Origin of the sequence: Planomonospora parontospora (assembly GCA_014647935.1) — a bacterium.
In the GTDB taxonomy this organism is placed as follows: Bacteria; Actinomycetota; Actinomycetes; order Streptosporangiales; family Streptosporangiaceae; genus Planomonospora; species Planomonospora parontospora.
Window position 1 is genome coordinate 123,767 of record BMQD01000014.1, and the last position, 22,935, is coordinate 146,701.

At 73.3% G+C, this 22,935-nt stretch carries 20 protein-coding genes; 9 read left to right on the forward strand and 11 right to left on the reverse strand.

The window, feature by feature from the left end; translation table 11 throughout:
* Positions 1 to 111: 111 nt before the first annotated feature.
* From IEZ07_RS22085 to IEZ07_RS22100, 4 genes are all read left to right on the forward strand, one after another.
* The gene (locus tag IEZ07_RS22085; RefSeq protein WP_191896462.1) at positions 112 to 1,311 is read left to right on the forward strand and encodes a cytochrome P450; all 1,200 of its coding nucleotides are present in this window, start codon (positions 112 to 114) and stop codon (positions 1,309 to 1,311) included.
* Positions 1,312 to 1,686: 375 nt separating this feature from the next.
* Positions 1,687 to 2,340 (forward strand): hypothetical protein, encoded by a 654-nt coding sequence (locus IEZ07_RS22090; protein WP_191896463.1) that lies wholly within the window; start codon positions 1,687 to 1,689, stop codon positions 2,338 to 2,340.
* 55 nt (positions 2,341 to 2,395) lie between these two features.
* Complete coding sequence (locus tag IEZ07_RS22095; protein ID WP_191896464.1) at positions 2,396 to 3,982, forward strand: N-6 DNA methylase; 1,587 nt, start codon at positions 2,396 to 2,398, stop codon at positions 3,980 to 3,982.
* A gap of 17 nt (positions 3,983 to 3,999) precedes the next feature.
* Positions 4,000 to 4,611, forward strand: a complete 612-nt coding sequence (locus IEZ07_RS22100; protein ID WP_239320608.1) for a restriction endonuclease subunit S — start codon at positions 4,000 to 4,002, stop codon at positions 4,609 to 4,611.
* Positions 4,612 to 4,620: 9 nt separating this feature from the next.
* Here the strand turns inward: IEZ07_RS22100 and IEZ07_RS22105 are convergent, their stop codons facing one another.
* From IEZ07_RS22105 to IEZ07_RS22130, 6 genes are all read right to left on the reverse strand, one after another.
* Positions 4,621 to 5,331 carry a VOC family protein gene (locus tag IEZ07_RS22105; protein ID WP_191896466.1) on the reverse strand — a complete coding sequence of 237 codons (711 nt, stop codon included), beginning with the start codon at positions 5,329 to 5,331 and terminating at the stop codon, positions 4,621 to 4,623.
* Between the two features lie 162 nt (positions 5,332 to 5,493).
* Complete coding sequence (locus tag IEZ07_RS22110; RefSeq protein WP_191896467.1) at positions 5,494 to 5,952, reverse strand: carboxymuconolactone decarboxylase family protein; 459 nt, start codon at positions 5,950 to 5,952, stop codon at positions 5,494 to 5,496.
* Positions 5,949 to 6,818 carry an RNA polymerase sigma factor SigJ gene (gene sigJ / locus IEZ07_RS22115; protein WP_239320596.1) on the reverse strand — a complete coding sequence of 290 codons (870 nt, stop codon included), beginning with the start codon at positions 6,816 to 6,818 and terminating at the stop codon, positions 5,949 to 5,951. The genes IEZ07_RS22110 and sigJ overlap by 4 nt, the downstream gene beginning before the upstream one ends.
* 152 nt (positions 6,819 to 6,970) lie before the next feature.
* Entirely contained in the window at positions 6,971 to 8,200 is a 1,230-nt protein-coding gene (locus IEZ07_RS22120) for a PucR family transcriptional regulator (protein ID WP_239320598.1), read from the reverse strand.
* 264 nt (positions 8,201 to 8,464) lie between these two features.
* Entirely contained in the window at positions 8,465 to 9,310 is an 846-nt protein-coding gene (locus IEZ07_RS22125; RefSeq protein ID WP_191896469.1) for a hypothetical protein, read from the reverse strand.
* A gap of 259 nt (positions 9,311 to 9,569) precedes the next feature.
* Entirely contained in the window at positions 9,570 to 10,880 is a 1,311-nt protein-coding gene (locus tag IEZ07_RS22130; protein WP_239320600.1) for an aspartate aminotransferase type Ic, read from the reverse strand.
* 149 nt (positions 10,881 to 11,029) lie between these two features.
* Between IEZ07_RS22130 and IEZ07_RS22135 the strand changes: the two genes are divergently transcribed.
* The gene (locus IEZ07_RS22135) at positions 11,030 to 11,959 is read left to right on the forward strand and encodes a DUF4429 domain-containing protein (RefSeq protein WP_191896470.1); all 930 of its coding nucleotides are present in this window, start codon (positions 11,030 to 11,032) and stop codon (positions 11,957 to 11,959) included.
* Positions 11,960 to 12,075: 116 nt separating this feature from the next.
* Here the strand turns inward: IEZ07_RS22135 and IEZ07_RS22140 are convergent, their stop codons facing one another.
* The 3 genes from IEZ07_RS22140 to IEZ07_RS22150 all read right to left on the reverse strand — a co-directional run bounded on the left by IEZ07_RS22140 (position 12,076) and on the right by IEZ07_RS22150 (position 15,188).
* Positions 12,076 to 12,807 carry an HNH endonuclease family protein gene (locus IEZ07_RS22140; protein WP_204054599.1) on the reverse strand — a complete coding sequence of 244 codons (732 nt, stop codon included), beginning with the start codon at positions 12,805 to 12,807 and terminating at the stop codon, positions 12,076 to 12,078.
* A 273-nt stretch (positions 12,808 to 13,080) separates the two neighbouring features.
* Positions 13,081 to 14,049 carry a magnesium transporter CorA family protein gene (locus IEZ07_RS22145; RefSeq protein ID WP_153054310.1) on the reverse strand — a complete coding sequence of 323 codons (969 nt, stop codon included), beginning with the start codon at positions 14,047 to 14,049 and terminating at the stop codon, positions 13,081 to 13,083.
* 86 nt (positions 14,050 to 14,135) lie between these two features.
* Entirely contained in the window at positions 14,136 to 15,188 is a 1,053-nt protein-coding gene (locus IEZ07_RS22150) for an NAD(P)-binding domain-containing protein (protein WP_191896471.1), read from the reverse strand.
* A gap of 91 nt (positions 15,189 to 15,279) precedes the next feature.
* Between IEZ07_RS22150 and IEZ07_RS22155 the strand changes: the two genes are divergently transcribed.
* On the forward strand, positions 15,280 to 15,795 hold the full coding sequence (locus IEZ07_RS22155; protein WP_191896472.1) for a hypothetical protein: 516 nt from the start codon (positions 15,280 to 15,282) through the stop codon (positions 15,793 to 15,795).
* 406 nt (positions 15,796 to 16,201) lie between these two features.
* Positions 16,202 to 18,562 (forward strand): MMPL family transporter, encoded by a 2,361-nt coding sequence (locus IEZ07_RS22160; RefSeq protein WP_204054600.1) that lies wholly within the window; start codon positions 16,202 to 16,204, stop codon positions 18,560 to 18,562.
* Here the strand turns inward: IEZ07_RS22160 and IEZ07_RS22165 are convergent.
* Positions 18,549 to 19,769: a benzoate/H(+) symporter BenE family transporter gene (locus IEZ07_RS22165; protein WP_191896474.1), complete on the reverse strand. Its 1,221-nt coding sequence runs from the start codon at positions 19,767 to 19,769 to the stop codon at positions 18,549 to 18,551. The two genes, IEZ07_RS22160 and IEZ07_RS22165, sit on opposite strands and share 14 nt — an antisense overlap.
* A gap of 120 nt (positions 19,770 to 19,889) precedes the next feature.
* Between IEZ07_RS22165 and IEZ07_RS22170 the strand changes: the two genes are divergently transcribed.
* Positions 19,890 to 20,450, forward strand: coding sequence for a helix-turn-helix domain-containing protein (locus tag IEZ07_RS22170; protein ID WP_239320602.1), 561 nt, complete (start codon positions 19,890 to 19,892; stop codon positions 20,448 to 20,450).
* 70 nt (positions 20,451 to 20,520) lie between these two features.
* Here IEZ07_RS22170 and IEZ07_RS22175 read toward each other — a convergent pair whose 3' ends face one another.
* Positions 20,521 to 21,348 carry a DUF4287 domain-containing protein gene (locus IEZ07_RS22175; RefSeq protein WP_191896476.1) on the reverse strand — a complete coding sequence of 276 codons (828 nt, stop codon included), beginning with the start codon at positions 21,346 to 21,348 and terminating at the stop codon, positions 20,521 to 20,523.
* 243 nt (positions 21,349 to 21,591) lie between these two features.
* Between IEZ07_RS22175 and IEZ07_RS22180 the strand changes: the two genes are divergently transcribed.
* A complete protein-coding gene (locus tag IEZ07_RS22180) occupies positions 21,592 to 22,809 on the forward strand; it encodes an MFS transporter (protein WP_239320604.1) in 1,218 nt (405 codons plus the stop codon).
* The last annotated feature ends 126 nt before the right edge of the window (positions 22,810 to 22,935 follow it).

Genomic DNA, 22,935 nt, shown 5'->3' on the forward strand with positions numbered 1-22,935 from the left:
GGGCCCGGTGCCGCCGCCCGACCGGGACCCGGCGGATCCGGGGGTGGCTCTCCGCCGGGAGGGCCGGGAAGGCTCCTTCCCGGCCGGGGGTTCCGTTGATACGGTCGATTGATGTCGGACGCCGCGCAGTTCCCGTTCGCCCCCGGGCCGCACCAGGGCCCTCCCACCGAGTACGGCCGCCGCCACCGCGAGGAGCCCCTCGGACCGGTCGAGATGCCCAGCGGGGACCGCGCCCTGCTGGCCGTACGGTACGACGACGTCGCCACGGTCCTGAGCGACCCGCGCTTCTCCCGGGAGCTCGACTATCCCGGGGCACCGCGCTTCCTCCCCGGGTTCGACATCGCCGACGCGCCCGGCAGCATCATCTCCATGGATCCGCCGCGCCACACCCGGCTGCGGCGCCTGCTGTCGGGGACCTTCACCCCCCGGCAGATCGGGGCGTGGCGGCCCCGGGTGCGCGCGGTCGCGCACCGGCTGATCGACGGGATGCTGGAGCAGGACGGCCCGGTCGACTTCGTCTCCGGCTTCGCCTTCCCGCTGCCGGTCCAGGTGATCTGCGACGTCATGGGCGTCGAGGACCTCGACGTCGAGCGGGTCCGGGAGTGGTCCGACGCCGCGCTCTCCACCTCGGCGCTAACCCCCGACGAGCAGATCGCCGCGATGATCGAGTTCGGGGCCTACATCGCCGAGCTCATCGCCGCGCACCGCCTCGCCCCCGGTGACGGGCTGCTCACCGCGCTCATCGAGGCCCACGACGAAGGCGACAAGCTCGACGAGGAGGAGCTGATCCGCATCACGCTCGGGCTCTTCCTCGCCGGTCACGAGACGACGGCCTCGGTGCTGTCCCGCGCCCTGCTCCGGCTGCTGGGCCCCGGCGGCGAGTACGCCCGCCTGGTGGACTCCCCCGAGCTGGTCGCGCCCGCCGTCGAGGAGCTGCTCCGCATGGAGGAGCCCGGGGACGTCGGCCTGCTCCGCGTCGCCACCGAGGACGTCGAGCTCTCCTGCGGCCGCGTACGGCGGGGCGAGGCCGTCATGGCCCCGCCCTGCGCGGCCAACCACGACCCCGCGGTCTTCCCCGAGCCCGACCGCTTCGTCATCGGCCGCGACGGTCCGGGGCATCTGGCGTTCGGCCGCGGCGCCCACTACTGCCTCGGCGCGAACCTGGCCCGCCTGGAGCTGATCGAGGCGCTCGCCGTGCTGACCGAGCGGCTCCCCGGCCTCGCCCTGGCCGAACCGGCGGACGCCGTGCCGTGGACCACCGGGCACATCGTCCGGCGTCCGGAGCGGCTCCCGGTCATCGCGAAACGATGAGCACCTGACCGGCCGGGACCTCCGGCGGGAGTGAGACCACCGCCTCCGCCGAACCTGCCTTCGCCCGGCAGCTTCCTCAAGGTCCTCCGACGGATGGCGGGCGTGCGCGGTGACAGGACGAGACCCCGCACACGGATGGCCTTAACAGTTTTTTGTATTGCTATACGCTTGAGTGTACAGGGAGGAGCGGGTACTGTGATCCCTGCAGCGGAGTTCTCTTCGGGGCGGCGAGCTCATTCGGCCGGGCCGACCAGGCTGACGCAGAAAAAGCCGTGCCCCGGGCAGCATGCGAAGCAGAGGCGGACCCGGGGCGTACGTCTTGAGTGTACCCACCGGCGCCATCCCCCCACAACGGATACTTCCAGGAGTGTCATCGTGAGTTCTGAGCTGCCCGAATGGTCAAGACGGGCCTTCTCCGAGCCCCGTCTGAAGCCTTATCTGGACGCCTGCCACGGAGACCGTGCGCGAGCCTGGCGCCTGTACCGCTGGAACATCGAGATATCACAGGCCTTCTACGGCTCTCTGCACTGCCTTGAGGTCGGTCTGCGGAACGCCGTACACGATAGGCTCCTGGAGAGGTACGGCCGCGCCGACTGGTGGGAGGCCGCGCCGCTGAAGAAACACGACGCGGGCAAGGTCGCGAAAGCCCGAGACGACCTGCGACGCAAAGGGGTCGGTCACCCCACGGCCGACGACGTGGTCGCAGAGCTGTCCTTCGGCTTCTGGGTATCCCTGCTGAGCAGTTCCTACGACCGCCATCTGTGGGTTCCCTCGTTGCACCGGGCCTTTCCCCACTACGCGGGCCGCAGGTCCGCGCTGCGTGACAACTTTCAGACCATGGTGCTGCTCCGCAACCGGATCATGCATCACGAACCCATCCACCATCGGCATCTGCCCGCCGACCATGCCAAGATCTACCGGCTCCTGGGTTACCTCGAGCCCGAGGTCGTCACATGGTTGCAGGGCTTCGACCGGGTACCGGAGATACTCGGTCGGAGACCGGGGGGCGAAGGCGGCGGCCATGCCTGACGGCCACCTGTCCCGGTCCGACATCGCACGGCTGGCCGAGGTGCGACGTCCCGCCGTGACCAACTGGGCACGCCGCCATCAGGACTTTCCCAAGGCGGTGAACCTCGGGGGAGAGGAGCTTTTCGAGATCCGTGCCATCACCGCGTGGCTGGACGAACGGACGATCCCGAGCAACGCGCGCGTGGCAGGAGAGCGGGCGGGTTCGACCTACGGTGAACGCTTCCGCAGGAACCTCGCGGCATCAGCCGGGGAAGGATCCCCCGGACCCTCACCTGGAACACCGGAGAGCGTTTCCTCCACCGGGTCGAACACGACGGACTCCTTGTGGGAGGACCTCCTGAGACTGCGCGGCCCGGTGGACGTGCTCCGCTACCGGAACCTCGTACTCGGCCTCGTCTACCTGCGGTCCCGGAACGCGGACGGATGGGCCGCCGCCCGTCGTGGCGCCATCAAGGGGATCGAGCAGGCCGTCCCGGCACTGGAGGACAGGTCCCCTGAGGTTCACATCGCGCTGCGAGACCTCCGGGCGAACGACCGGACCGCCCGGCAGCTCGCGGACATCGCCGCCATCGTCGACCGTTTCGCCGGCGAACTCGGTGAGGCCGAAGCCTTCCACGTGCTCCTCGGCCGTTTCGCCACGCTCGAAGGCCGCCGCGGTGGTGAGTTCCACACTCCCGAATCCGTGGTGCGCGCCCTGGTCCGCTTCTCCGCGCCGGACATCGCACGAGAGGTCTACGATCCCGCCTGCGGAACGGCCGAGCTCCTCACCGCAGCGGCGATCCACGCCCGGGGGACGAACGACCGCACGTCCTTCCAGGTGCACGGCACCGCGTTGAACGCCGAGTCGCTCGCGCTGGCCCGCATGAACCTGCAGCTGCACAGCGCAGACGCAGAACTGCGCATCCAGCCGGCTCATGCCCTGTGCGGCGCGACCCATCCACACGGCCCATTCACCTGGATCATCACCAATCCGCCCTTCAACATGGGCGGCTGGTGCCCCGACGGCCCTCAGGACCACGGGACCTGGCTCTACGGACCGCCGCCGGCGCACAGAGCCGACTTCGCCTGGCTGCAGCACGTGGCCGGGCTGCTCGCGTCCGGTGGACGGGCAGCCGTTCTCATGGCGCTCAACACCGCCTTCTCGCAGAACCCGAGAGAGAACGTGATCCGATCCCGCATGGTGGAGGACGGCTGCGTCGAAGGCGTGATCGTCCTGCCTCCCCGGCTCTTCCACTCAACGGACGTCGCCGTCGGCATCTGGCTGCTGGCCCCTCCAGGCACGCGTCGGAACGAAGCACTCCTCATCGATGCCTCCGGCATGGGGCGAACGGTCGGCCGCACCCGTCGGGAACTCACCGACGCGGACATCGAGGCGGTGGCCGGCACCGTCGACGGCTGGCGGCGGGGAGAAGGCACCGGCGATCGCCTCGGATCGGCCGCCGCAGTGCCACTGGAGACGATCCGTCGGCACGGATACAACCTGAATCCCCGGAAGTACACCGGGACTGCGACCGGCGCATCCGGTGGAGGACGAACGGTCGAGGCCCTCCGGTGGGAGCTGGAGCGCCTCGACAGGCTGGCGGCGGTGGTCGACGTGCGGATCGAGCGCGAGATGAGGAACCTCGGATGCCCCGGTCGCTGACGGGAAGGCTCCCTGAGATGTGGCGGGAGGTCCCGCTCGTCGACGTCTGTGAACTGAGGGCGGGGGCGAGCACTCCGGCCGACTCGGGCGGTCCTGTCCGCGTGGTGAAGCCGAGGAACGTCACGGACGGCAGGCTGACGGGGACTCCCGACGGCATCACCGAGGAGTCCGCCGGGAAGCTGGGCCGTTATCGGCTCGCGTCCGGGGACATCGTATGCGTGCGGACCGGCGGCGTCGGCAGACATGCCCTGGCGACCGCGGAGCACACGGGATGGATCTTCGGAACGGGCATCATCAGACTGCGCCCCGGTGAGGACGTCGACCCGCTCTACCTCAACCACTATCTGAGCCATCCGTCCGTGCAGGACTGGTTCAGACGCAACGTCGCGGGAACCGCCGTCCCGAGCATCAGCACCGGAGCCCTCGGCACGCTTCCGGTCGCGCTTCCTCCCATGCGCACGCAGAAGTCGATAGGCCGAGCACTCGGCGCCCTGAACGAGAAGATCGCGATTCACGAGCAGATCTGCCGAACCACCGCTGAGCTCCGCGACGCGCTTCTCTCCCGTCTGCTCTCCGGGGAGTCGGGCCCACCCGGCGAACATACGGGGGACGACGGTGCCTGCGCGTGAACGGCCAGGTCAGTCCCTGCCCTGCCAGGTCGTCACGCAGGCCTCGTTGCCCTCCGCGTCCGCCAGCACCCAGAAGGACGGGGCGCGCCCGTCGGACAGGAGCACGCCGCCGGCGGCCAGGGCCGCCTCGATCCGGCGGGGCGCCTCGTCGTGCGGGACGGACACGTCCAGGTGGATGCGGTTGCGCTGCGGGCGGGCCTCGTCCATCTGCTGGAACCAGATCGCCGGGCCGTGGCGGAACGGGTCGACGAGCGGGTCCTCCGGGCCGTCCGCGCCGGCCTCGTCGACGTAGCCCATCACCGCCTTCCAGAAGGGGCGGATCCGGGCGATGTCCAGCGCGTCGATCGCGATCTCGACCAGCTGCACCGAGCGCGGCTCCGGATCGTCGACCCCCGGTGAGAGCCGCAGGCCGAGTTCCCGCACGACCGCGGAGATCCGGCCGGCGAGCTCCACCTCCTCGGAGGTCACCGTCGCCGCGGCGAGCGACTGCAGCGTGAGCACCAGCCGGTCGCCGCGCACGTCCATCCAGAGACCGCCGTCGGCCCCGTCGCCGGCCGCCTCCGCCACGCGCGCGGCGACGTCGGCCGCCCGGCGCAGCGAGGGCACCCGTACCGTCGTCTGCAGGGCGCCCAGCACGTACCGCCACCCCGCCTCGCCGACGGCCTCGGAGATCTCCCGCCTGCTCGGCCTCTCGGCCGTGTTCTCACCGTTCTCCGTCATCCCGGCATGATCGCAGAGACGGCCGCCGTCCGGGAGGCCGTGCAGGGGGCGACGGGGCGGTCGGTGCGCCGTCCGGGGGGCGACGGGGCGGTCGGTGCGCCGTCCGGGGGGCCGTGCGGAGGGCGGCGGGCCGCCGGTCCGCACGGGGCGATCGGTGCGCCGTCAGCCCTGCCGGTACGAGCCCGCGATCTGCCGGGTGGTCACGCAGATGCGGTTCCACGCGTTGATCGTGGCGATCGCCACGACCAGCGCGGCGAGCGTCTTCTCGTCGTGGTGCCGGGCCGCCTCCTCCCAGACCGCGTCGGGTATGGCCTCGCCCCGGTCGGCCAGCCGGGTGGCCTCCTCGGCCAGCGCGAGCGCCGCCCGCTCGGCGTCGGTGAAGTACGGCGCCTCCCGCCAGGCCGCCACCGAGAAGAGCCTCTCGTCGCTCTCCCCGGCCTTCTTCGCCTCGTGGGCGTGCATGTCCACGCAGAACCCGCAGCCGTTGATCTGGCTGGCGCGCAGCTTCACCAGTTCCAGCGTGGCGTGCGGCAGCGTGCTGGTGCGCAGGAACCCCTCCAGGCCCAGCATCGCCTTGTACGCCTCCGGAGCCAGTTCTCCGACGTTCATCCGTGCCTTCATCGGACTCTCCTCAGTTTCTCGGGATTCATCACGGTGTCGATCTCGGTGATCCGGCCGTCCGCCACGGTCAGCCCCATCACCCCGATGAGGTCCTTCCCCTGGAAGCGGAGCAGACCCGGCCGCCCGTTGACCGTGGACGGCCGCAGGCGGTGGCCCGCGCCGAAACGCTCGGCCACGCCGAGCACGAAGCGGGCCACCCGGTCCGCGCCGAGGATCGGCCGCCGGGCGGCTCTGACCACCCCGCCGCCGTCGCTGCGGAGCACCACGTCCGGGTCGAGCAGCGCCAGCAGGGCGCCGAGGTCCCGGCCCGCCGACGCCTCGGCGAAGGCCTCCACCACCCTGCGGTGCTCGGCGGTGTCCACGTCGAACCTGGGCGCTCGGGCCGAGACGTGCCGCCGCGCGCGGGCCGCCAGCTGGCGGCAGGCCGCGGGCGTGCGCCCGACCGCCTGGCCCACCTCGTCGAACGACAGCCCGAACACGTCGTGCAGCACGAACGCGGTGCGCTCGGCCGGGCTGAGCGACTCCAGCACGACCAGCATCGCCAGGCTCATCGACTCGTCCAGCGTCACCCGCTCGGCCGGGTCGGCCTCCTCCACCACGGGTTCGGGCAGCCACGGCCCCACGTACTCCTCCCGGCGCACGCGCGCCGAGCGGAGCACGTCCAGCGCCAGCCGGGAGACCGTCACCACCAGCCAGCCGGTGACGTCCCGGATCTCCGTCCGGTCGGCCCGGACCAGCCGCAGCCACGCGTCCTGCACCACGTCGTCGGCCTCGTCCACGGTGCCGAGCAGCCCGTAGGCCACCCCCACCAGCCGGGGCCGGATCGCGTGGAACTCCGCCGCGAGCCCGTCGAGATCGTTCTTCACGTCATGAGGACGGGGCAGCCCCCGATCGTGTGACATCCGAAACCCGCCTCCCGATCCCGTACCGGATCCGATGCTCGCATCCGCGGCGCTCCCGGCGGTCCGAGGCGGGAGGGCGACGGGTCCGGTACGGGACCGGGCTCGACCGGAGGCGGTCAGCTGCGGCCGGGAAGGGGCCTGGCGCGATCACCGCTCTTCCCGGCGCGCAGCGCCCAGGCCCGCAGGACGGCCTCCAGCTCGAACCGGCCGTCCGGGTCCTTGAGCTGGTCGGCGAAGAGTTCCACGGCCTGGCGCAGCCGGTATCGCACGGTCTGCGGATGGATGTGCAGCCGTGCCGCGGCCTCGTTGGCGTTGTAACCGCTCTGCAGCCAGGCCAGCAGCGTCTCGGCGAGCCGGTCGCGCTGGCCGGGCTTGAGTCCGCGCAGCGGGGCGAGCCGCGTCCGCTCCATCAGCTGGATCAGCGTCTCGTCCCGGAAGATCATGATCGCCGACATGTGGTCGGACACCCTGATCACCGCGTCGGAGGCGAGCACGCCCCGGCGCGCCAGGTCCAGCGCCCGTACGGCCAGCCGCAGCGAGAGCGCGCCCTCCCCCGTCCTGACCGCGGGACCGGCGGCCACGGTCCAGTCGGAGAGCAGGGGGCGCAGGAGAGCCTGCCGGCCCGGGCCGTCCGGGTCGGGCACCACCAGGCAGGGGTCGGAACGGTCGAGGTCGGCGAGCACGTCGGGCGGGAGGCCGGGCCTGGGCAGCTCGCCCGGCCTGCGCGGGGCCAGCGCCACGCAGGCCAGCGTGCGCGGCGGCGTCCAGCCGACCGACCGGGACAGGTCCTCCACCGCCCGCGCGTCGGGCGGCGGGTCGGCCACCAGCAGGTTGAGCAGCCTGCGGCGGCGCAGTTCGAGCTCGCCCGCCGCCCTCGCCTGCGCCTCCGCGTAGCCCTCGGCCGCCGCCGCGGCGATCTCGTCCAGGTAGACCAGGATCGCCTCCCCGATGTCGCACATGCGCTGCCGGGAGAGGTCCAGCCGCTCGGACTCGGTGGCCAGCCTCCGCCAGGCGACCCGGGCGCAGATGCGCAGCGCGGACTGCAGGGAGTCCAGCGGGCGGCCCTCGCTCGCCTCGCCTCCGCCGATCCCCCGGTAGACCTCCAGCAGCCGGGTCCGGCTCACCCTCCGGTCCCCGACCCGGTTCACGAACCCGGCGAGCGCCTCCTCCACGGCCCGCCGCACGATGCGCGCGTAGGCGCCGCTCGGCCGGGAGTACTCCGGCACGCTCGCCCGGATCTCCCCGATCATCTCGTCGGCCAGGTCGTCCAGGTAGGGCCGGAACACCTCGGCGAACTCGCGGGGGATGTCGGCCGGCGGGCGTTCGACGTCATGGACAGCGGACACGGATGCCTCCCGGCTTCGGACGTTACCCCGGAGTCAGGAGGGCGTCTCCTGGCACCGGCGCACATTCCGCCCGGCGGCATCGCTCACGTCCGTGACAACTTTTCCGCCCGGCGGCGTCCCTCACGTCCGTGACGACGTTCCCGGCGGCCCTCACTTCGGTGACGGTCCTCCGTCCCGGCGGCGACCCTCCCGTCCGTGACCGCCTTCCGGCCCGGCTTCTCCCGGGCCTCCCCGGCTTCTCCCCGATCCCCGGCCGGGCCGCCCTCAGGCCTGGACGGGCGCGGCGGGATCGGCGGATCCCCCGGGGCCGGGGGATCCGGGAGGCCGGGCGGACCCGGAGGCCCGGGCCGCGCCGTCGAGCGGTGCGCCGGACTGCCAGGCGTGCTCGAACTGCTGCAGCCAGTAGGCGTACCAGCGGGGGCTGTTCTCCCTGGTGAGCTCCAGATGCATGCGGGAGGCGGTCGAGGTGTCGCGGAACCCGTGCGTCTCGACGATCACCTTTCCGTGCGCGGTGTCCGGGTCCAGTGCGATGAGGCTGAACCCGGGACTGTAGGGCAGCAGCCGCGCCCCGAAGTCGCCCTTCACCTGCCAGCGGCCCATGGTCCGCAGATGGCCGACGGTGGTGCGCACCGCGTCGGGCAGCCGCTGCACGGGCACGTCGACGGAGTCGTCGAGCTGGGCCGAGGCGATCCCGACCGCCGCGGTCTCGGCGGGATCGAGGACGAGCACCCGCAGCGTGCCGTCCGCGCGGGAGAGCACGGTGCTCCGCAGCAGCTCGCAGGTCTGCGGCGAGAGGAGGTTCACCGCCGAGGGCGCGAGGATCCGCACGTCCCGCGCCTGGCGGAAGCGGACGTGCAGCGGGACGTGCTCGTAGGCCGAGCGGTCGCCCAGGAGGTCGTCCTGCCTCTGCGCGGGCTCGGGAGGCACCGCGACCCGGTAGACGAGCAGGCCGATCCCGGCCAGGACGACGGTCCACTTGAGGTCGTCGGGCAGCACGTCGCCGATCGTCGACAGGACCGCGAAGACCACGGTGACGGCGGCCACGGCGTACACGTCCAGATTGCGGCGCGCCTTGATGTCCCCGGCGACTTTGCGGAACCCGACGGCCATAGTCCCGTCCCTCCGGCTCGAACCACCCGTGACCTCTTGATCCAAGGATGTCCCATGGATCACCGCTGCGCCGCGGCGTTCCCGCCTCTTCTCCGGAGCAGGCGGTGGAGCGGTTCCGGCGGAACGGCCTGCAGACCGCTCCGCCGGAACCCGCAACGGAGCGGCCGTACCGCCCGGCACCCCGGGCGGTACGGCCGGCGAACCGCCGGAGGGGCTTCCCGGCGGCGTGCAGCGGGGAAGCCCGGCGGGCGGCCGCGCGTCAGCCGGCCGCCTCCAGCAGCTTCTCGGTGGCGACGAGCCGCACGCACACGGTCAGACCGGCGATGGCGAGCTCCAGCTCCTCCGGTTCGGGGTAGCTGGGCGCGATGCGGATGGTGCTGTCGCGGGGGTCCTTCCCGTACGGGTGGGTCGCCCCGGCGGGCGTCAGGGCGATGCCCGCCTCGGTCGCGCGGCGTACCACCTCGCGCGCGCAGCCCTCCAGCACGTCGAGGCTGACGAAGTAGCCGCCCGCCGGGCGCGACCAGGTGGCCAGGCCCGTGCCGCCCAGCTCCTTGCTCAGGATCGCCTCCACCGCGTCGAACTTCGGCCGCAGCAGCTCGCGGTGGCGCTCCATGTGCGCGAGCACGCCGTCGGCGTCGCGGAGGAACTCCGCGTGGCGGAGCTGGTTGATCTTGTCCGGGCCGATGGTGCCCTTGCCCAGGTTGCCGATCAGCCAGGCCACGTTGTCCGGGGAGGAGCCGAAGAAGGCGACCCCGGCACCGGCGAAGGTGATCTTCGAGGTGGAGCCGAAGACGAAGGCCCGGTCGGGGTTGCCGCTCTCGGCGCAGAGCGCCAGCAGGTCGGCGATCTCCACGCGCTCGTCGGTCAGGTGGTGGACGGCGTAGGCGTTGTCCCAGAAGATCCGGAAGTCCGGGGCCGCGGCCGGCATGGACGCCAGGCGGCGCACGGTCTCGTCGCTGTAGCAGGCGCCGTCGGGGTTGCTGTACTTGGGCACGCACCAGATGCCCTTGATCTGGGCGTCCTCGCGGACCAGGCGCTCCACGACGTCCATGTCGGGACCGTCGGCGGTCATCGGCACCGGGATCAGCTCGATGCCGAATCGCTCGCACAGGGCGAAGTGCCGGTCGTATCCGGGCACCGGGCACAGGAAGGCGATCCTGGGCTCGTCCGCCCACCGGCGCTCGGCGCCCGGCAGGCGGCTGAGCAGCGCGTGCACGACGGAGTCGTGCATCAGCGTGAGGCTGGAGTTGCCCGCCGCCACCAGCTGCGCCGCCGGGACCTGCAGGAGGCCGCTGAAGATCTCTCTGAGCTCCGGCAGGCCCTGCAGACCGCCGTAGTTGCGGGTGTCGGTCCCGTCGGCGGCGCGGTGGCCGCCCGAGGGCAGCGTCAGCAGCGCCTCGGCGAGGTCGAGCTGGCGCGGCGACGGCTTGCCCCGCGTGAGGTCGAGGGAGAGGCCGCGCCGGACCAGCTCCTCGTAGTCGCGCCGGGCGCGGTCGCGCTCGGCGGTCAGCTCCGCGGCGTTCAGAGCCGGGGAGGGGGAAGAGGCCGAGGAGGTCACCGAGGAGGTCACGAGGGTTCCTTCGCCTGCCGGATCGGGAGTGGAATGGAATTGAAAGGATAGAAGACCCGCCGTCGCACCGGGGTGCCGGGTTCGGCGGCGATCACCTCCCCGGGCCCGGCCTCGGCCCGAGAAGTCCGCTTCTGCATAAGATCGGGCATATGGCGGAGGTCATGGGGCGGGACGGGACGTGGACGTTCGACGGGGAGATCCTGCGGATCGTGCCGGGCCGCGACCGGGGGGTGCACAAGCTGCGGCAGCTGCTCGGCGAGGTGACCGTACCGCTGGAGGCGGTGGCCGGCGTCTCCCACGAGCCCGGAAAGAAGGGCGGGCGGCTCCGGCTGCGCCTGCGTGAGGGCGCCGACCCGTTCAACCAGGCCGCGCGCGGCCGCATCCCGGACTCTGCCGATCCCTACCAGCTGGCCGTCGAGCCCGACCGCACCGGCGTCGCCGACTACTTCGTGGACGAGGTGCGCAACGCCCTGGTCATCGACCAGGTGCCGGACGGGCCGGTCTCCCGCTACCTGATGCCCGGCCCGAGCGTGCCGCTGACGGCGTCGGCGGGGGACGGGACCGCGACGTTCGACGGCGAGTCGGTCCGCCTGGAGTGGAGCTGGGCGGTGGAGTCGACCAAGAAGTCCGCCGGTTCGCAGCGGATCGCCCTGTCCGAGCTGACCGGCGTGGAGTGGATCCCGGCCGCCGGTCTGGAGAACGGGCACGTCCGCTTCCACGTCCGGGGCTCGGTGCACCGGCTCGCCCCCAAGTACGACCCGCACTGCCTGGTGCTGTGGGGCATGGACAAGGAGACCCGGACGATCGCGCTGCTCGTCGCGGCCGTGCTCGCCCGGCTGCCGCACCCGTCGGCCCCCGCCGAGCCGCCCGCCGCGGAGCAGGCCGCCCTGACCGCGGGGACCGCCCCCGCCGGAACCGGCGGAGGTCCGGCGGGGGAGGCCGGGAACGAGGGCGACCGGCCGGACGACCACGACGCGCTCCTGCGGCGCCTGCGCGAGCTGGGCGGCCTCCACCGGGACGGCGTGCTCACCGACGAGGAGTTCGCCCAGGCCAAGCAGGCGATCCTCCGGCGCTTCTGATCCCGCCGACTGCCGGTCCACCGGCCCCGGCCCCTCGACTGCCGGTCCACCGGCCCCGGCCCCTCACGCCTCGCCCCGGCCCCTCACGCCTCCTTCACGGCGCCTCCGCCCCGCACTCAGCGGCACTGGGCGAGCATGGCGGCCTTGTCGGCCCGCGTCACCGGGAGGCCGTACTTCAGGGCGACCTGGGCGAACCGGACGACGTAGGCGCAGCGGACCGTCCGCCGGGGCGGGAGCCAGGCGGCCGGGCCGGACCCGCCCTTGGCCTCGTTGGCGTCGCCGTACACGGGCATGAGGTTGAGCGGGTCGTTGGCGATCCGTTCCCGCTTGGCCCTGGACCAGCGCGAGGCGCCCATCCGCCACTCGTAGGAGAGCGGGACGACGTGGTCGACCTGGATCTCGTCCGCGCGGCGCTTGCTCCAGCGGATGACTCTGCCGGTGTAGGGGTCGCGCAGGTCCAGCTCGACCACTTCGCACCGCGAGCCCCTGCGGTAGCGCACGTTCTCACCGTCGCGGGCGAGCAGGTCGTCGCGGGTCCGGCAGCCGTTGCGCGCGTACGGCACGCCCGCGGCGGTGTCGGCCCAGTTCTCCCCGAACCGGGCCCGCGAGTAACCGGCCTTCGACCCCATCGACGCGGTCCTCAGCCGCTTGATCAGCCGCACCGCCCTGGCCCTGTCGCCGCCGGTGACCGGCGCCAGACCCGGCCTGACGCCGTCGGGGTTCTGCAGGGGCGCGGCCCGCACCGCGCCGCCGGAGGGCGCGGTCGCCGCCCCGGTGTCCTGCCGCGCCACCACCGCGAACATCACCGCGCCGGCCAGGAAGGCGGTGACCACTCCCCGCGTGCTCACCCATGCCCTCCGAAGACCGTACGCCGACCGGCACTCCACCGATTCCCGGATCCGGCGCCGCCGACACGGCGGCGGCCGGGAACGGCCACCGGCACGCGTCCCGCCGGAGCCGCCGGGTGCCCTGCGGATCGTACCTCCGGCACGCCCGGCGGATCATCGGAGCCGTCCGCACTCCGGCACGCCCCGCGTACCACCGGGGCCGCCCGCGCTCCCGGAGCGTCCGGCGGCCGTCCCGCCGGAGCCTGCGGCGCTCCCCGGAGCGCCCGGCGGCCGTCAGAGCCAGTCGCGTCTTCTGAACGCCCGGTAGAGCAGGGCCGTGCCCGTGACGATCAGGGCCGTCGAGACCCAGAAGCCCACGGGCTCTCCCGAGCCGGGGTAGGGCACGTTCTGCCCGTAGAAGCCGGTGATCAGGGTGGGCACCGCGATGATCGCGGCCCAGCTGGTGACCTTCTTCATGATCTCGTTGAGCTTGAAGCCCTGCTGGTTCTGGTGGGCCTCGCGGATGTTGCCCACCAGCTCCCGCAGGGAGTCGGTCCACTCGGCGGCGCGCAGGATGTGGTCGTAGACGTCCTGGTAGTACGGGATCAGCACCGGGTCCACCGTTTCCGGGCCCCGGCGGAGCAGGGTGCCGACGACCTCCCGCATCGGCATCGCCAGCCGCCGGAACTGCACCAGGGTCTTACGGAGCTCGAACGTCTGGCGGTGGCGGACGCGCAGGTCGCCGTCCACCCCGTCGAAGAGCTCGTCCTCCAGCTCCTCGATCCGGTCGTCCAGCGGCTGCAGCACCTCGAAGTAGCCGTCCACGATGTGGTCGAGCAGGCCGTGCAGCAGGTAGGCCACGCCGTACCTGGCCATCGCGGCGTTGGCGTCCCAGCGCCGGAGCACGCCCTCGATGTCGAAGCCGGCCCCGTCCCGCACCGTGACCAGGGCGTTCTCCGTCACGAAGACCGACAGCTCGGTGAGCTCGATCCGCCCCTCCACCAGCCGCGCCGCGTAGACGGTGATGAACAGGTGGCTGTCGTAGGTGTCGAGCTTCGGGCGCTGGCGGTCGTGGAGCGCGTCCTCGACGGCCAGCTCGTGCAGGCCGAGCTCCTCGCTGATCTTCGCCAGGTCCGCGGCCGTGGGCGCGCAGAGGTCGAACCACACGACGGCGCCGGGCTCGGCGACGCACTCCGACACGTCGTCGATCGGGAAGTTCTCCCGCACCAGGACACCGTCGCGGTACAGGCGGGTGCGATCCATCACGCCAGCCTAGCCAGCCGGAAAGTCCCGGATGCCCGGTCGGCCCGATCGGACCAAGGCCCGATCGGATCAGGCGGTCCGGCCGGTCAGGCGGCCAGCGGTCCGGCGAGGAGCCGGCGGACGTGCCGGGCGACGGTACGGCCGGCGCGGTTGGCCCCGATGGTGCTGGCGGACGGGCCGTAGCCGGTGAGCAGGACGCGGGGGTCGCGGACCGCCACGGTGTCCTCGACCCTGATGCCGCCGCCCGGCTCGCGCAGCCCCAGCGGAGCCAGGTGACCGATGGCCGGCCGGAAGCCCGTGGCCCAGAGGATCACGTCGGCCTCGGCGGACCGGCCGTCGTCCCAGACGACGCTCTCGGGCACGATCCGGTCGAACATCGGGAGCCGGTCCAGGACGCCGGCCGCCATGGCCGCCCGCACCCGCGGGGTCACCGGGTAACCGGTCGCCCCCACCACGCTCCCCGGCGGGAGCCCGGCCCGCACCCGGGCGTCCACCCGGGCGACGGCCGTACGGCCCGCCTCCTCGTCGAACGGCCCTTCGCGGAAGACCGGGGGACGGCGGCTGACCCAGGTGGTCCCCGCGGCCACCTCCGCGATCTCCATCAGCAGCTGGACCGCCGAGGCCCCCGCCCCGACCACGACGACCCGCTCGCCCGCGAACTCCTCCGCGCGGGTGTAGCCGGCGGTGTGCAGCTGCCGTCCCCGGAACGTCTCCTGCCCGGGGTAGCGGGGCCAGAAGGGCCGGTCCCAGGTGCCGGTGGCGTTGACCAGGGCCCGCGCGGACCAGTCGCCCGCCGCCGTCTCCACCGCCAACCGCCCGCCCGCGCCCTCGCGGACCGCCCGCACCTCCACCGGCCGCCGCACCGGCAGGCCGAAGGTCCGCTCGTAGGCGGCGAAGTACTCGGAGACGACCTCCGACGACGGCCGGGCCGTGTCGGCGACGCCCAGCGGCAGCCCGGGGAGGTCGTGCACGCGGTGCGCAGCGCCCAGGGTCAGCGACGGCCAGCGGAACTGCCAGGCGCCGCCGGGCCGCGGGGAGCGGTCGAGCACCACGTGGTCGATCCCGGCCCTGGTCAGGAAGTAGGAACTCGACAGACCGGCCTGACCGGCTCCGACCACGACGACGTCGATGTCCACCATGTCCGGGTAAAACGCGGAGGGGCAGGCGAATAATCCGGCGCCCCCCGGGCAGCAGAGATCTCGCAACATCCGCAGCCGAGATGAGGTCACGATGATAGTGCTGGGACTTCTCCTGATCGTGCTCGCGGGTGCGGCCGTGATCGCGGTCTCCTGGGACGAGGCCGCCACATCCACCGCCACCGCGTCGTTCACGGTCTTCGACCGCACGTTCCAGCTCTCGCAGCTGGAGTTCTTCTTCGCCGGGGTCGTCACCGGCGCCGTCCTGCTGCTCGGCATCGCGCTGATGCTGGCCGGCATGCGCCACGCCGCCGCGCGCCGCCGCCGGCTGCGCGACTCCCGGATGGAGGCGCGTGACCGCGTCGCCCGTCTGGAGGAGGAGAAGCGCGAGCTGGAGCGCAAGCTCCAGGAGAGCCCCGACCCCGCCGCCACCGCTCCGGCCACCGCTCCGGCCACCGCGCCCGCGAGCCGGGACCGCGACCGTGACGGCGTGGACGACCGGGACGAGCCCACGGCCCCCCACCAGAGGGTCGACGTCCCCCGCCAGTCCGGCCACTCCACCGACCAGCTGGTCGCCGGCCGCCACGAGCGCACCTCGCACCACCGGTAGGCGCCGGAGGCGAGGGCGCGCCGGTCCACGACCGAGCACCGCCGCAGTGGACGCACCGGTCCGCGGCGGCACCGCCACCGCGAGCGCGCCGGGTCCGCCCGTCCGCCCGCAGACGACTCCGCCGGTACGGCTCCGCGCCCCGTACCGGCGGAGTCGTCTGCGCGACGCCCCGTACCGGCGGAGTCGTCTGCGCGACCCTGAGGTCCGGCGCCTCCGCCCCTGATCTTCCCCCGTCCCCGGGCCGGGGTTGTCCCCTAGCCCTGCGGGTGGACCCGCCCGGCCCTACTACCCACGGAGGACGACCCCGGAGACGGTCTGCACGGCCGATGCCCGGCCCCCTTCCCGCTCCTAGTTTCGATCTCGGAAGAGAACGAGCAGGGGAGCCGGAATGGCACGCCGTAGGAACATGGCAGCGTCGATAGGCGGATGGAGCGCGCGTCACCGATGGGCCGCGCTGCTGATCTGGGTGGGGTTCGTGGTGACGGCGACCCTGGTGGGCAACGCCGTCGGGACGCAGAAGATGGAGCCCTGGGAGGGCGACAGCGGGGATTCCCGCAAGGCCGCGACGGTGCTGGCGGCGGCCGGGTTCCCGGACGCCGCCGGGGAGAGCGTGCTGATCCAGGCCCGCGGCTCCGCGGTTCCGGCCGACTTCCGTCAGGCGGCCGGGGACGTCCGGGAGGCGGTGCTCGCCACCGGCCGGGTGGAGAACGTGCGCACGCCGTACGACCCCGAGGCCCCCGCGCCGGTCAGCGCCGACGGGCGCTCCGCGCTGGTGACGTTCGACATGAAGGGCGAGCGCGCGACGGCCAAGGACCGGGTGAAACCCGTGATCGACGCCGTGGCGCAGGTCCAGAAGGCCCATCCGGACCTGCGGATCGACCAGGCGGGCGACGCGAGCTCCGGTCTGATGATCGGTGACGCGCTCGCCGGCGACCTGGTCCGCGCGGAGCTGCTGTCGGTCCCGCTGACCTTCGGCATCCTGCTCGCGGCCTTCGGCGCGCTGCTGGCCGCCGTCGTGCCGCTGGTCGTGGCGTTCACCGCCTACCTCGGCTCGCTCGGCCTGCTCGCGCTGACCAGCCAGTTCCTGCACGTCGACTCGGCCACCACCAACCTCATGCTGCTGATCGGCCTGGCCGTCGGCGTGGACTACTCACTGTTCTACATCCGCCGGGAGCGCGAGGAGCGGGCCAAGGGCCGGGGCCGGGAGCGGGCGCTGGAGATCGCCGCCGCGACCTCGGGACGCGCGGTGCTCATCTCCGGCGTCACCGTGATCGTCGCCATGGCGGGCATGTTCCTGACCGGCAACGGCGTCTTCATGGGCTTCGCCCAGGGCACGATCCTGGTGGTCCTGACCGCGATGATCGGCTCGGTCACCGTGCTCCCCGCGATCCTGTCCCTGATCGGGGACAGGATCGAGGCGCGGGTCGTGCACGGCGCGGTCCGCAAGGTCACCGGCCGCACCTGGCGGCGCAGGCTCGGCGGGCGTGAGGGGGGCGGGCGCGTCTGGAACGCGATCCTCACCGGGGTGCTGCGCCGCCCGGTCGTCTCGGTGCTGCTGGCCGGGGCCGTCCTGGTCGGTCTCTCGGTCCCGGCGTTCGACCTGCGCACCGGCGAGGCGGGTCTGGCGGACCTGCAGGGCGACTACCCGGTCGTCGACACGCTGCGCCGCATCGGCACCGCCTTCCCCGGCGGCCAGGCGCCCGCCGTCGTCGTGCTCAAGGCCCGCGACGTGACCGCGCCCGAGGTGCAGCGGGAGATCCAGCGCTTCAAGGAGCGCGCCTTCGCCACCGGCGAGGCCGTCGAGCCCTTCGGCGTCAACGTCAACCCGGACAGGACGGTGGCCGCGGTCTCCGTCGGCCTGGTGGGTTCCGGCGCGTCCGACGAGGTCTCCGAGCACGCGGTGCGCACGCTGCGGGAGCGGGTCGTGCCCGAGACCGTCGGGCGGGTCACCGAGGCGTACGTCCACGGCGCCGTGGCCGGGGTGATGGACTTCAACGCCCAGCTCGGCCGTACCGTGCCGCTGGTCTTCACCTTCGTCCTGCTGCTGGCGTTCCTGCTGCTGCTGGCGTCCTTCCGGTCGCTGGTCGCGGCGGTGACGGCCATCGTGCTGAACCTGCTCTCGGTGGCCGCGGCCTACGGCGTGCTGGTCGTCGTCTTCCAGTACGGCTGGGGCGAGGACCTGCTGAACTTCGAGTCCACCGGTTCGATCGTGAGCTGGCTGCCGCTGTTCCTGTTCGTGATCCTCTTCGGGCTCTCGATGGACTACCACGTGTTCATCCTGAGCCGGATCCGCGAGGCGTTCGACCGGGGCATGCCCACCGAGCAGGCGGTGACCCACGGGATCAGGACGACCGCCGGGGTGGTGAGCAGCGCGGCGTTCATCATGGTCGGCGTGTTCGCCATCTTCGGCACGATGTCGATGCTGAGCTTCAAGGAGATGGGCATCGGCTTGGCCGCGGCCATCCTGATCGACGCCACGATCGTCCGGGCGGTGCTGCTGCCCGCGACGATGAAGCTGCTCGGCGACGCGAACTGGTACCTGCCGCGCTGGCTGAACTGGCTGCCCGTGCTGGAGCACGAGCCCGAGCCCGAGCCCGAGGACGGCGACACCGACGGGACCGGCGGGCCCGGCCGTCCCGGTCAGGGCGGCGGTTCGGACGGTGACCGGGACGGCGGCCCGAACGGTGGCCCGGACGGTGGCCCGGACGGTGGCCCGGACGAGCCCGACCCCCGCCCCGGTCGGCACCTGCCGGTCACCGTCGGCTGATCTCTTCGGCCGATTCTTCGGACGGCTCCCCGGACGGCTCCTCCGGTACGGCCCCGGGAGCCGTCCGGCGGTGGTGCAGCAGGGTCGTCAGCCCGCCCGCGACCAGACCCCAGAAGGCCGCGCCCACCCCGAGCAGCGTCAGCCCCGACGCGGTGACCACGAAGGTGACCACCGCCGCCTGGACGCGGTCGGGGTCGGCGACGGCCGCGGTGATCGCGGAGGCGAGGGCGCCGAGCAGGGCGAGCCCGGCGACGGCCTCGACGAGCACCGGCGGGGAGAGCAGGACGAGGGCCGTCGCCAGGCCGGCTCCGACGCCCAGGACGACCATCGAGACCCCGGCCGTGACGGAGGCGATCCACCGGCGGCCGGGGTCGGGGCCCGCGTCGGGTCCGGCGGCCAGGGCCGCGGTGATCGCGGCCAGGTTCACCGCGTGGCCGCCGAAGGGGGCGGCCAGGGCGCTCGCCGCACCGGTGCCGGCCAGGACGGTGCGCAGCGGCGGGCGGTAGCCGTACCCGGCGAGGACCGCCATGCCCGGCACGTTCTGCGCGGCCATGGTGACCAGGAAGAGCGGGAGCGCGATGCCGACCATCGCCGAGGCGCTCCAGGACGGCACGGTCAGCTCGACCACCGGGCGCGCGTCCACCGCGCCCAGGCCCGGACCGGTCAGCGCGATGGCCGCGACGGCGGCCAGTAGGGCCCCCGGCACCGCCCAGATCCGCGCGAACCGGCTGAGCAGCGCCCAGACCAGGACCACGGGACCGGCCACCGCGGGCACCTCGACGAGCGCCCGGACCGGCGCGACGCACAGGTTCAGCAGGACCCCGGCCAGCATCGCGCCGGCGATCGGGGCGGGGATGGACGCGATCGAGCGGCCGAGGGGAGGGAAGAGGCCGGCGACGGTGAGGAGCACCCCGCAGACGGCGAACGCGCCGACCGCCGCCGGGAAACCGCCCTCGACCGCGCCGGTTGAGACCAGCAGCGCCGCACCCGGCGTGGACCAGGCGACACTGACCGGGATGCGCAGCCGCAGGCCGAACCAGATCGCGGTGGCGCCGGCGGCGACGCAGAGCGCGAGCAGGCCGGAGGCCGCCTGAGCCTGGTCGGCGCCCACCGCCCGGAGCCCGGCCAGGACGACGGCGAAGGAACTGGCGAAGCCGACCAGGGCGGTCACCACCCCGGCCAGCACGGGCTGCAGCAGGCGATTCATCTCGTCCCCTCACGTCCCCGCGGCGTCCCCGGGACGCTCCTACGACGCCTCCGGAGCGTCCCGTCGACGCCTCCAGGGTGTTCCGTAAACGGAACGGGCGTCATGCTGCACGATAGCCCCATGAGGTCCGACGCGCCAAACCCCCAGCCCAGGGCGGACACCCCCACGACCGACATGCCGGACGTCGGACGGCGGATCCGCAGACTGCGAGAGGAGCGCGGCCTGTCCCTCTCGGAGCTCGCCCGGCGCGCCGGGATCGGCAAGGCGACGCTCTCCGGCCTGGAGAACGGCACCCGCAACCCGACCCTGGAGACCCTGTGGGCGGTCACCGCCCAGCTGGGCGTCCCCCTGGCCGCCGCCGTCGGCACCGGTCCCGTCGCCCACGGCGCGGCCGTGCAGGGCGTGCTGCTGGAGGTCTTCGAGGAGGAGGGCGCCACCTACGAGCTCTACCGGCTCGTCGTGCCGGCGGGCACGTCGCAGACCTCGCCCGCCCACCCGGAGGGCGTCACCGAGCATCTCACCGTCTTCACCGGGACGCTGCGCGCCGGACCGGCCGGCGCTCCCCTGCTGGCCGGGCCCGGCGAGCACGTCTCCTGGCGTTCCGACGTCCCGCACACCTACGCCGCCGGGGACCAGGACGTCCACGCGGGCCTCCTGATCCGCTATCCCCGGCGGCCTTGACACCGGCCGCCGGGGACCCGCCCCGACCGCCGGACCTCGGCCATCGGGGACCCGCCCCGGCCGCCGAGCCTCAGCCTTCGAGGACCTGCTTCAGCACGGTCACGCGTTCGCGCCAGAAGGCCTTCATCGCGGCGGCCGACCCGGCGTCGGGGAGCTTGCCGTGCTGGAGGCTGATCTGGGTCCGGTCCGGCCCTTTCGCCACGAGATGCACCGTGACGGCGGCCCGGCCCTCCCAGTCGGCGGTGACGGACCGGCCGGGCCGCGCGGTCCGTACCCGGAAGGGGGCCTCCGGCAGCCATCGGGCCCGCAGGGCCTCGTCGGTGAACGCCGCGGTGACCCGTTCGGCCGGGACGGCGACGGTCTTGCTCGCACCGACCGAGAAGTCCCCGCCCCGCCGCTGTCCCGGCAGTCTGAGACCCCGCGCCTGCTCGTAGGCGACGGTGACGCTCTGCGCCCACCAGCCGGCCACCCCGTGCTCCTCGACCAGCCACCGGGCGATCTCCCCGTGCGAACGGTCCACCGCGCCCCAGCCGTCCAGCAGCGCGAACCAGTCGCCGCGCGAGCGGCCGGTCGCGGCCGCCATCGCGTCCCCGGAGACCGTCTCCTCGTGGGAGGCGGCCGCGGCCTCCTCCGCGGGCCCCGCCGGGGGAACAGCGGCCTCGCTCGCGAGGTCCGCCGGCACGCCGGCCGCGAGAACAGCGGCCTCGCCCGCGAGGTTCCCCGGCTCCCCGCTCGCGGGAACGGCGGCCGGCACGCCGGGATCGGTCTCGGAAGCGACGGCCGGCACGCCGGGCGCACCGGGGCGGGGGACGAGGTTGCGGCGGGCCGCGGAGTAGCTCTCGCCGGTCTTGGCCATGCGGGTGCGGACGCGGCTCTTGAAGGACTTGTTGCTGGTCATCCCATGCTCCCTGGACACGGCGTCGCGCCGGGACCCACGCTCCCGCCGCCCCGCCGGATCTGGGGCACGTGCAACCGGCGTCCCGAGAACTCCAGGGTCCCCTCTACCCCCGCGAGCCGGTGGCGTGGGCACCGGTGAAGGGGGTCGGGCGCGGGACCGCGCCTCCTCCGAATGTACCCACCGACGTCGCCCGCGGCGACCCCCCGACCACACCATAAAGTTCGCAAAAGTAATATTCGGGTCATGACGCCACGATCCAAAGCGATGCTCTTCTGGGTCACCGGCGTCATCGCCTACGTCATCGCCGTCTTCCACCGCCAGTCCCTCGGCGTCGCGAGCCTGGAGGCCGCCGCCCGGCTGGGGATCGGCCCGTCCGGGCTCTCCCTCCTCGCCATGCTGCAGCTCCTGTTCTACGCGGGGATGCAGGTGCCCGTCGGCGTCCTGGTCGACCGCCTCGGTTCCAAGCGCATGCTGGTCATCGGGGCCGCGGTGATGACCTGCGGCGAGCTCGTCTTCGCCTTCTCGTCCGGTCTGCTCCCGGGCGCCGCCGGACGGGCGCTGATCGGCTGCGGCGACGCGATGACGTTCATCAGCGTGATCCGCCTGGTCAGCCTCCACTTCCCGGCCCGGCGCAACCCGGTGATGGTCCAGCTCACCGGCATCATCGGTCAGCTCGGCGCACTCGCCTCCGCGGTCCCGCTGATCCACTCCCTGAACGCGTACGGCTGGACGCCCACCTTCCTGGGCGCGGCCGGGCTCGGCGTGGCGGCCGTGGTCCTGCTCCTGGCGGTGCTGCGCGACTCCCGCCCCGCCGGAGCGGCCGGGCAGGCACCGGGGCTGCGGGCGGCCTGGGCCGAACCCGGCACCCGCCTGGGCATGTGGACGCACGCGGCCACCCAGTGCTCGGCCGCCGCGTTCCTGCTGCTGTGGGGATATCCGTTCCTGGTCCAGGCGCAGGGGCTGGACCCGTCCACGGCGGGCGTGCTGCTGTCCGCGCTGACCCTGTGCGGCATGGCCTGCGGGCCGGTGCTCGGTTACCTCGCCGGGCGGTTCCCGTTCCACCGCTCGTGGCTGGTCCTCACCGTGATCGGCACCACCGCCGGGGCGTGGACCGCGGTGCTGGCCTGGCCGGGACGGGCCCCCCTCTGGCTGCTCGCCGTACTCGTGGTGGCGCTCTCCGCCAACGGCCCCGGCTCGATGATCGGCTTCGACTACGCCAGGACCTTCAACCCCGCCGACCGGATCGGCGCGGCGAGCGGCATCGTGAACGGCGGCGGCTTCGTCGCCTCCATGTCGGTGATCGCCCTCGTCGGCGTCGCACTCGACCTGCACGGCGGGACCGGGCTCGACGCCTTCCGCTGGGCGTTCGCCGTGCAGTATCCGTTCTGGCTGCTCGGCGTGGTGCAGGTACTGCGCTACCGGACGATCACCCGCCGCCTGCTCGCCGCCCGCGCCTCCTAGACGGGCGAGTCCGGAGTCCGGGCAGAGGTCGTGGGAGACAAGTGCCCCACCGGATGGACCGTGCGCTCCGATCGACGCCGTCACCGCAGGCCACGGCCTGTGTCTCCACGCTCCGCCTCGGTTCAG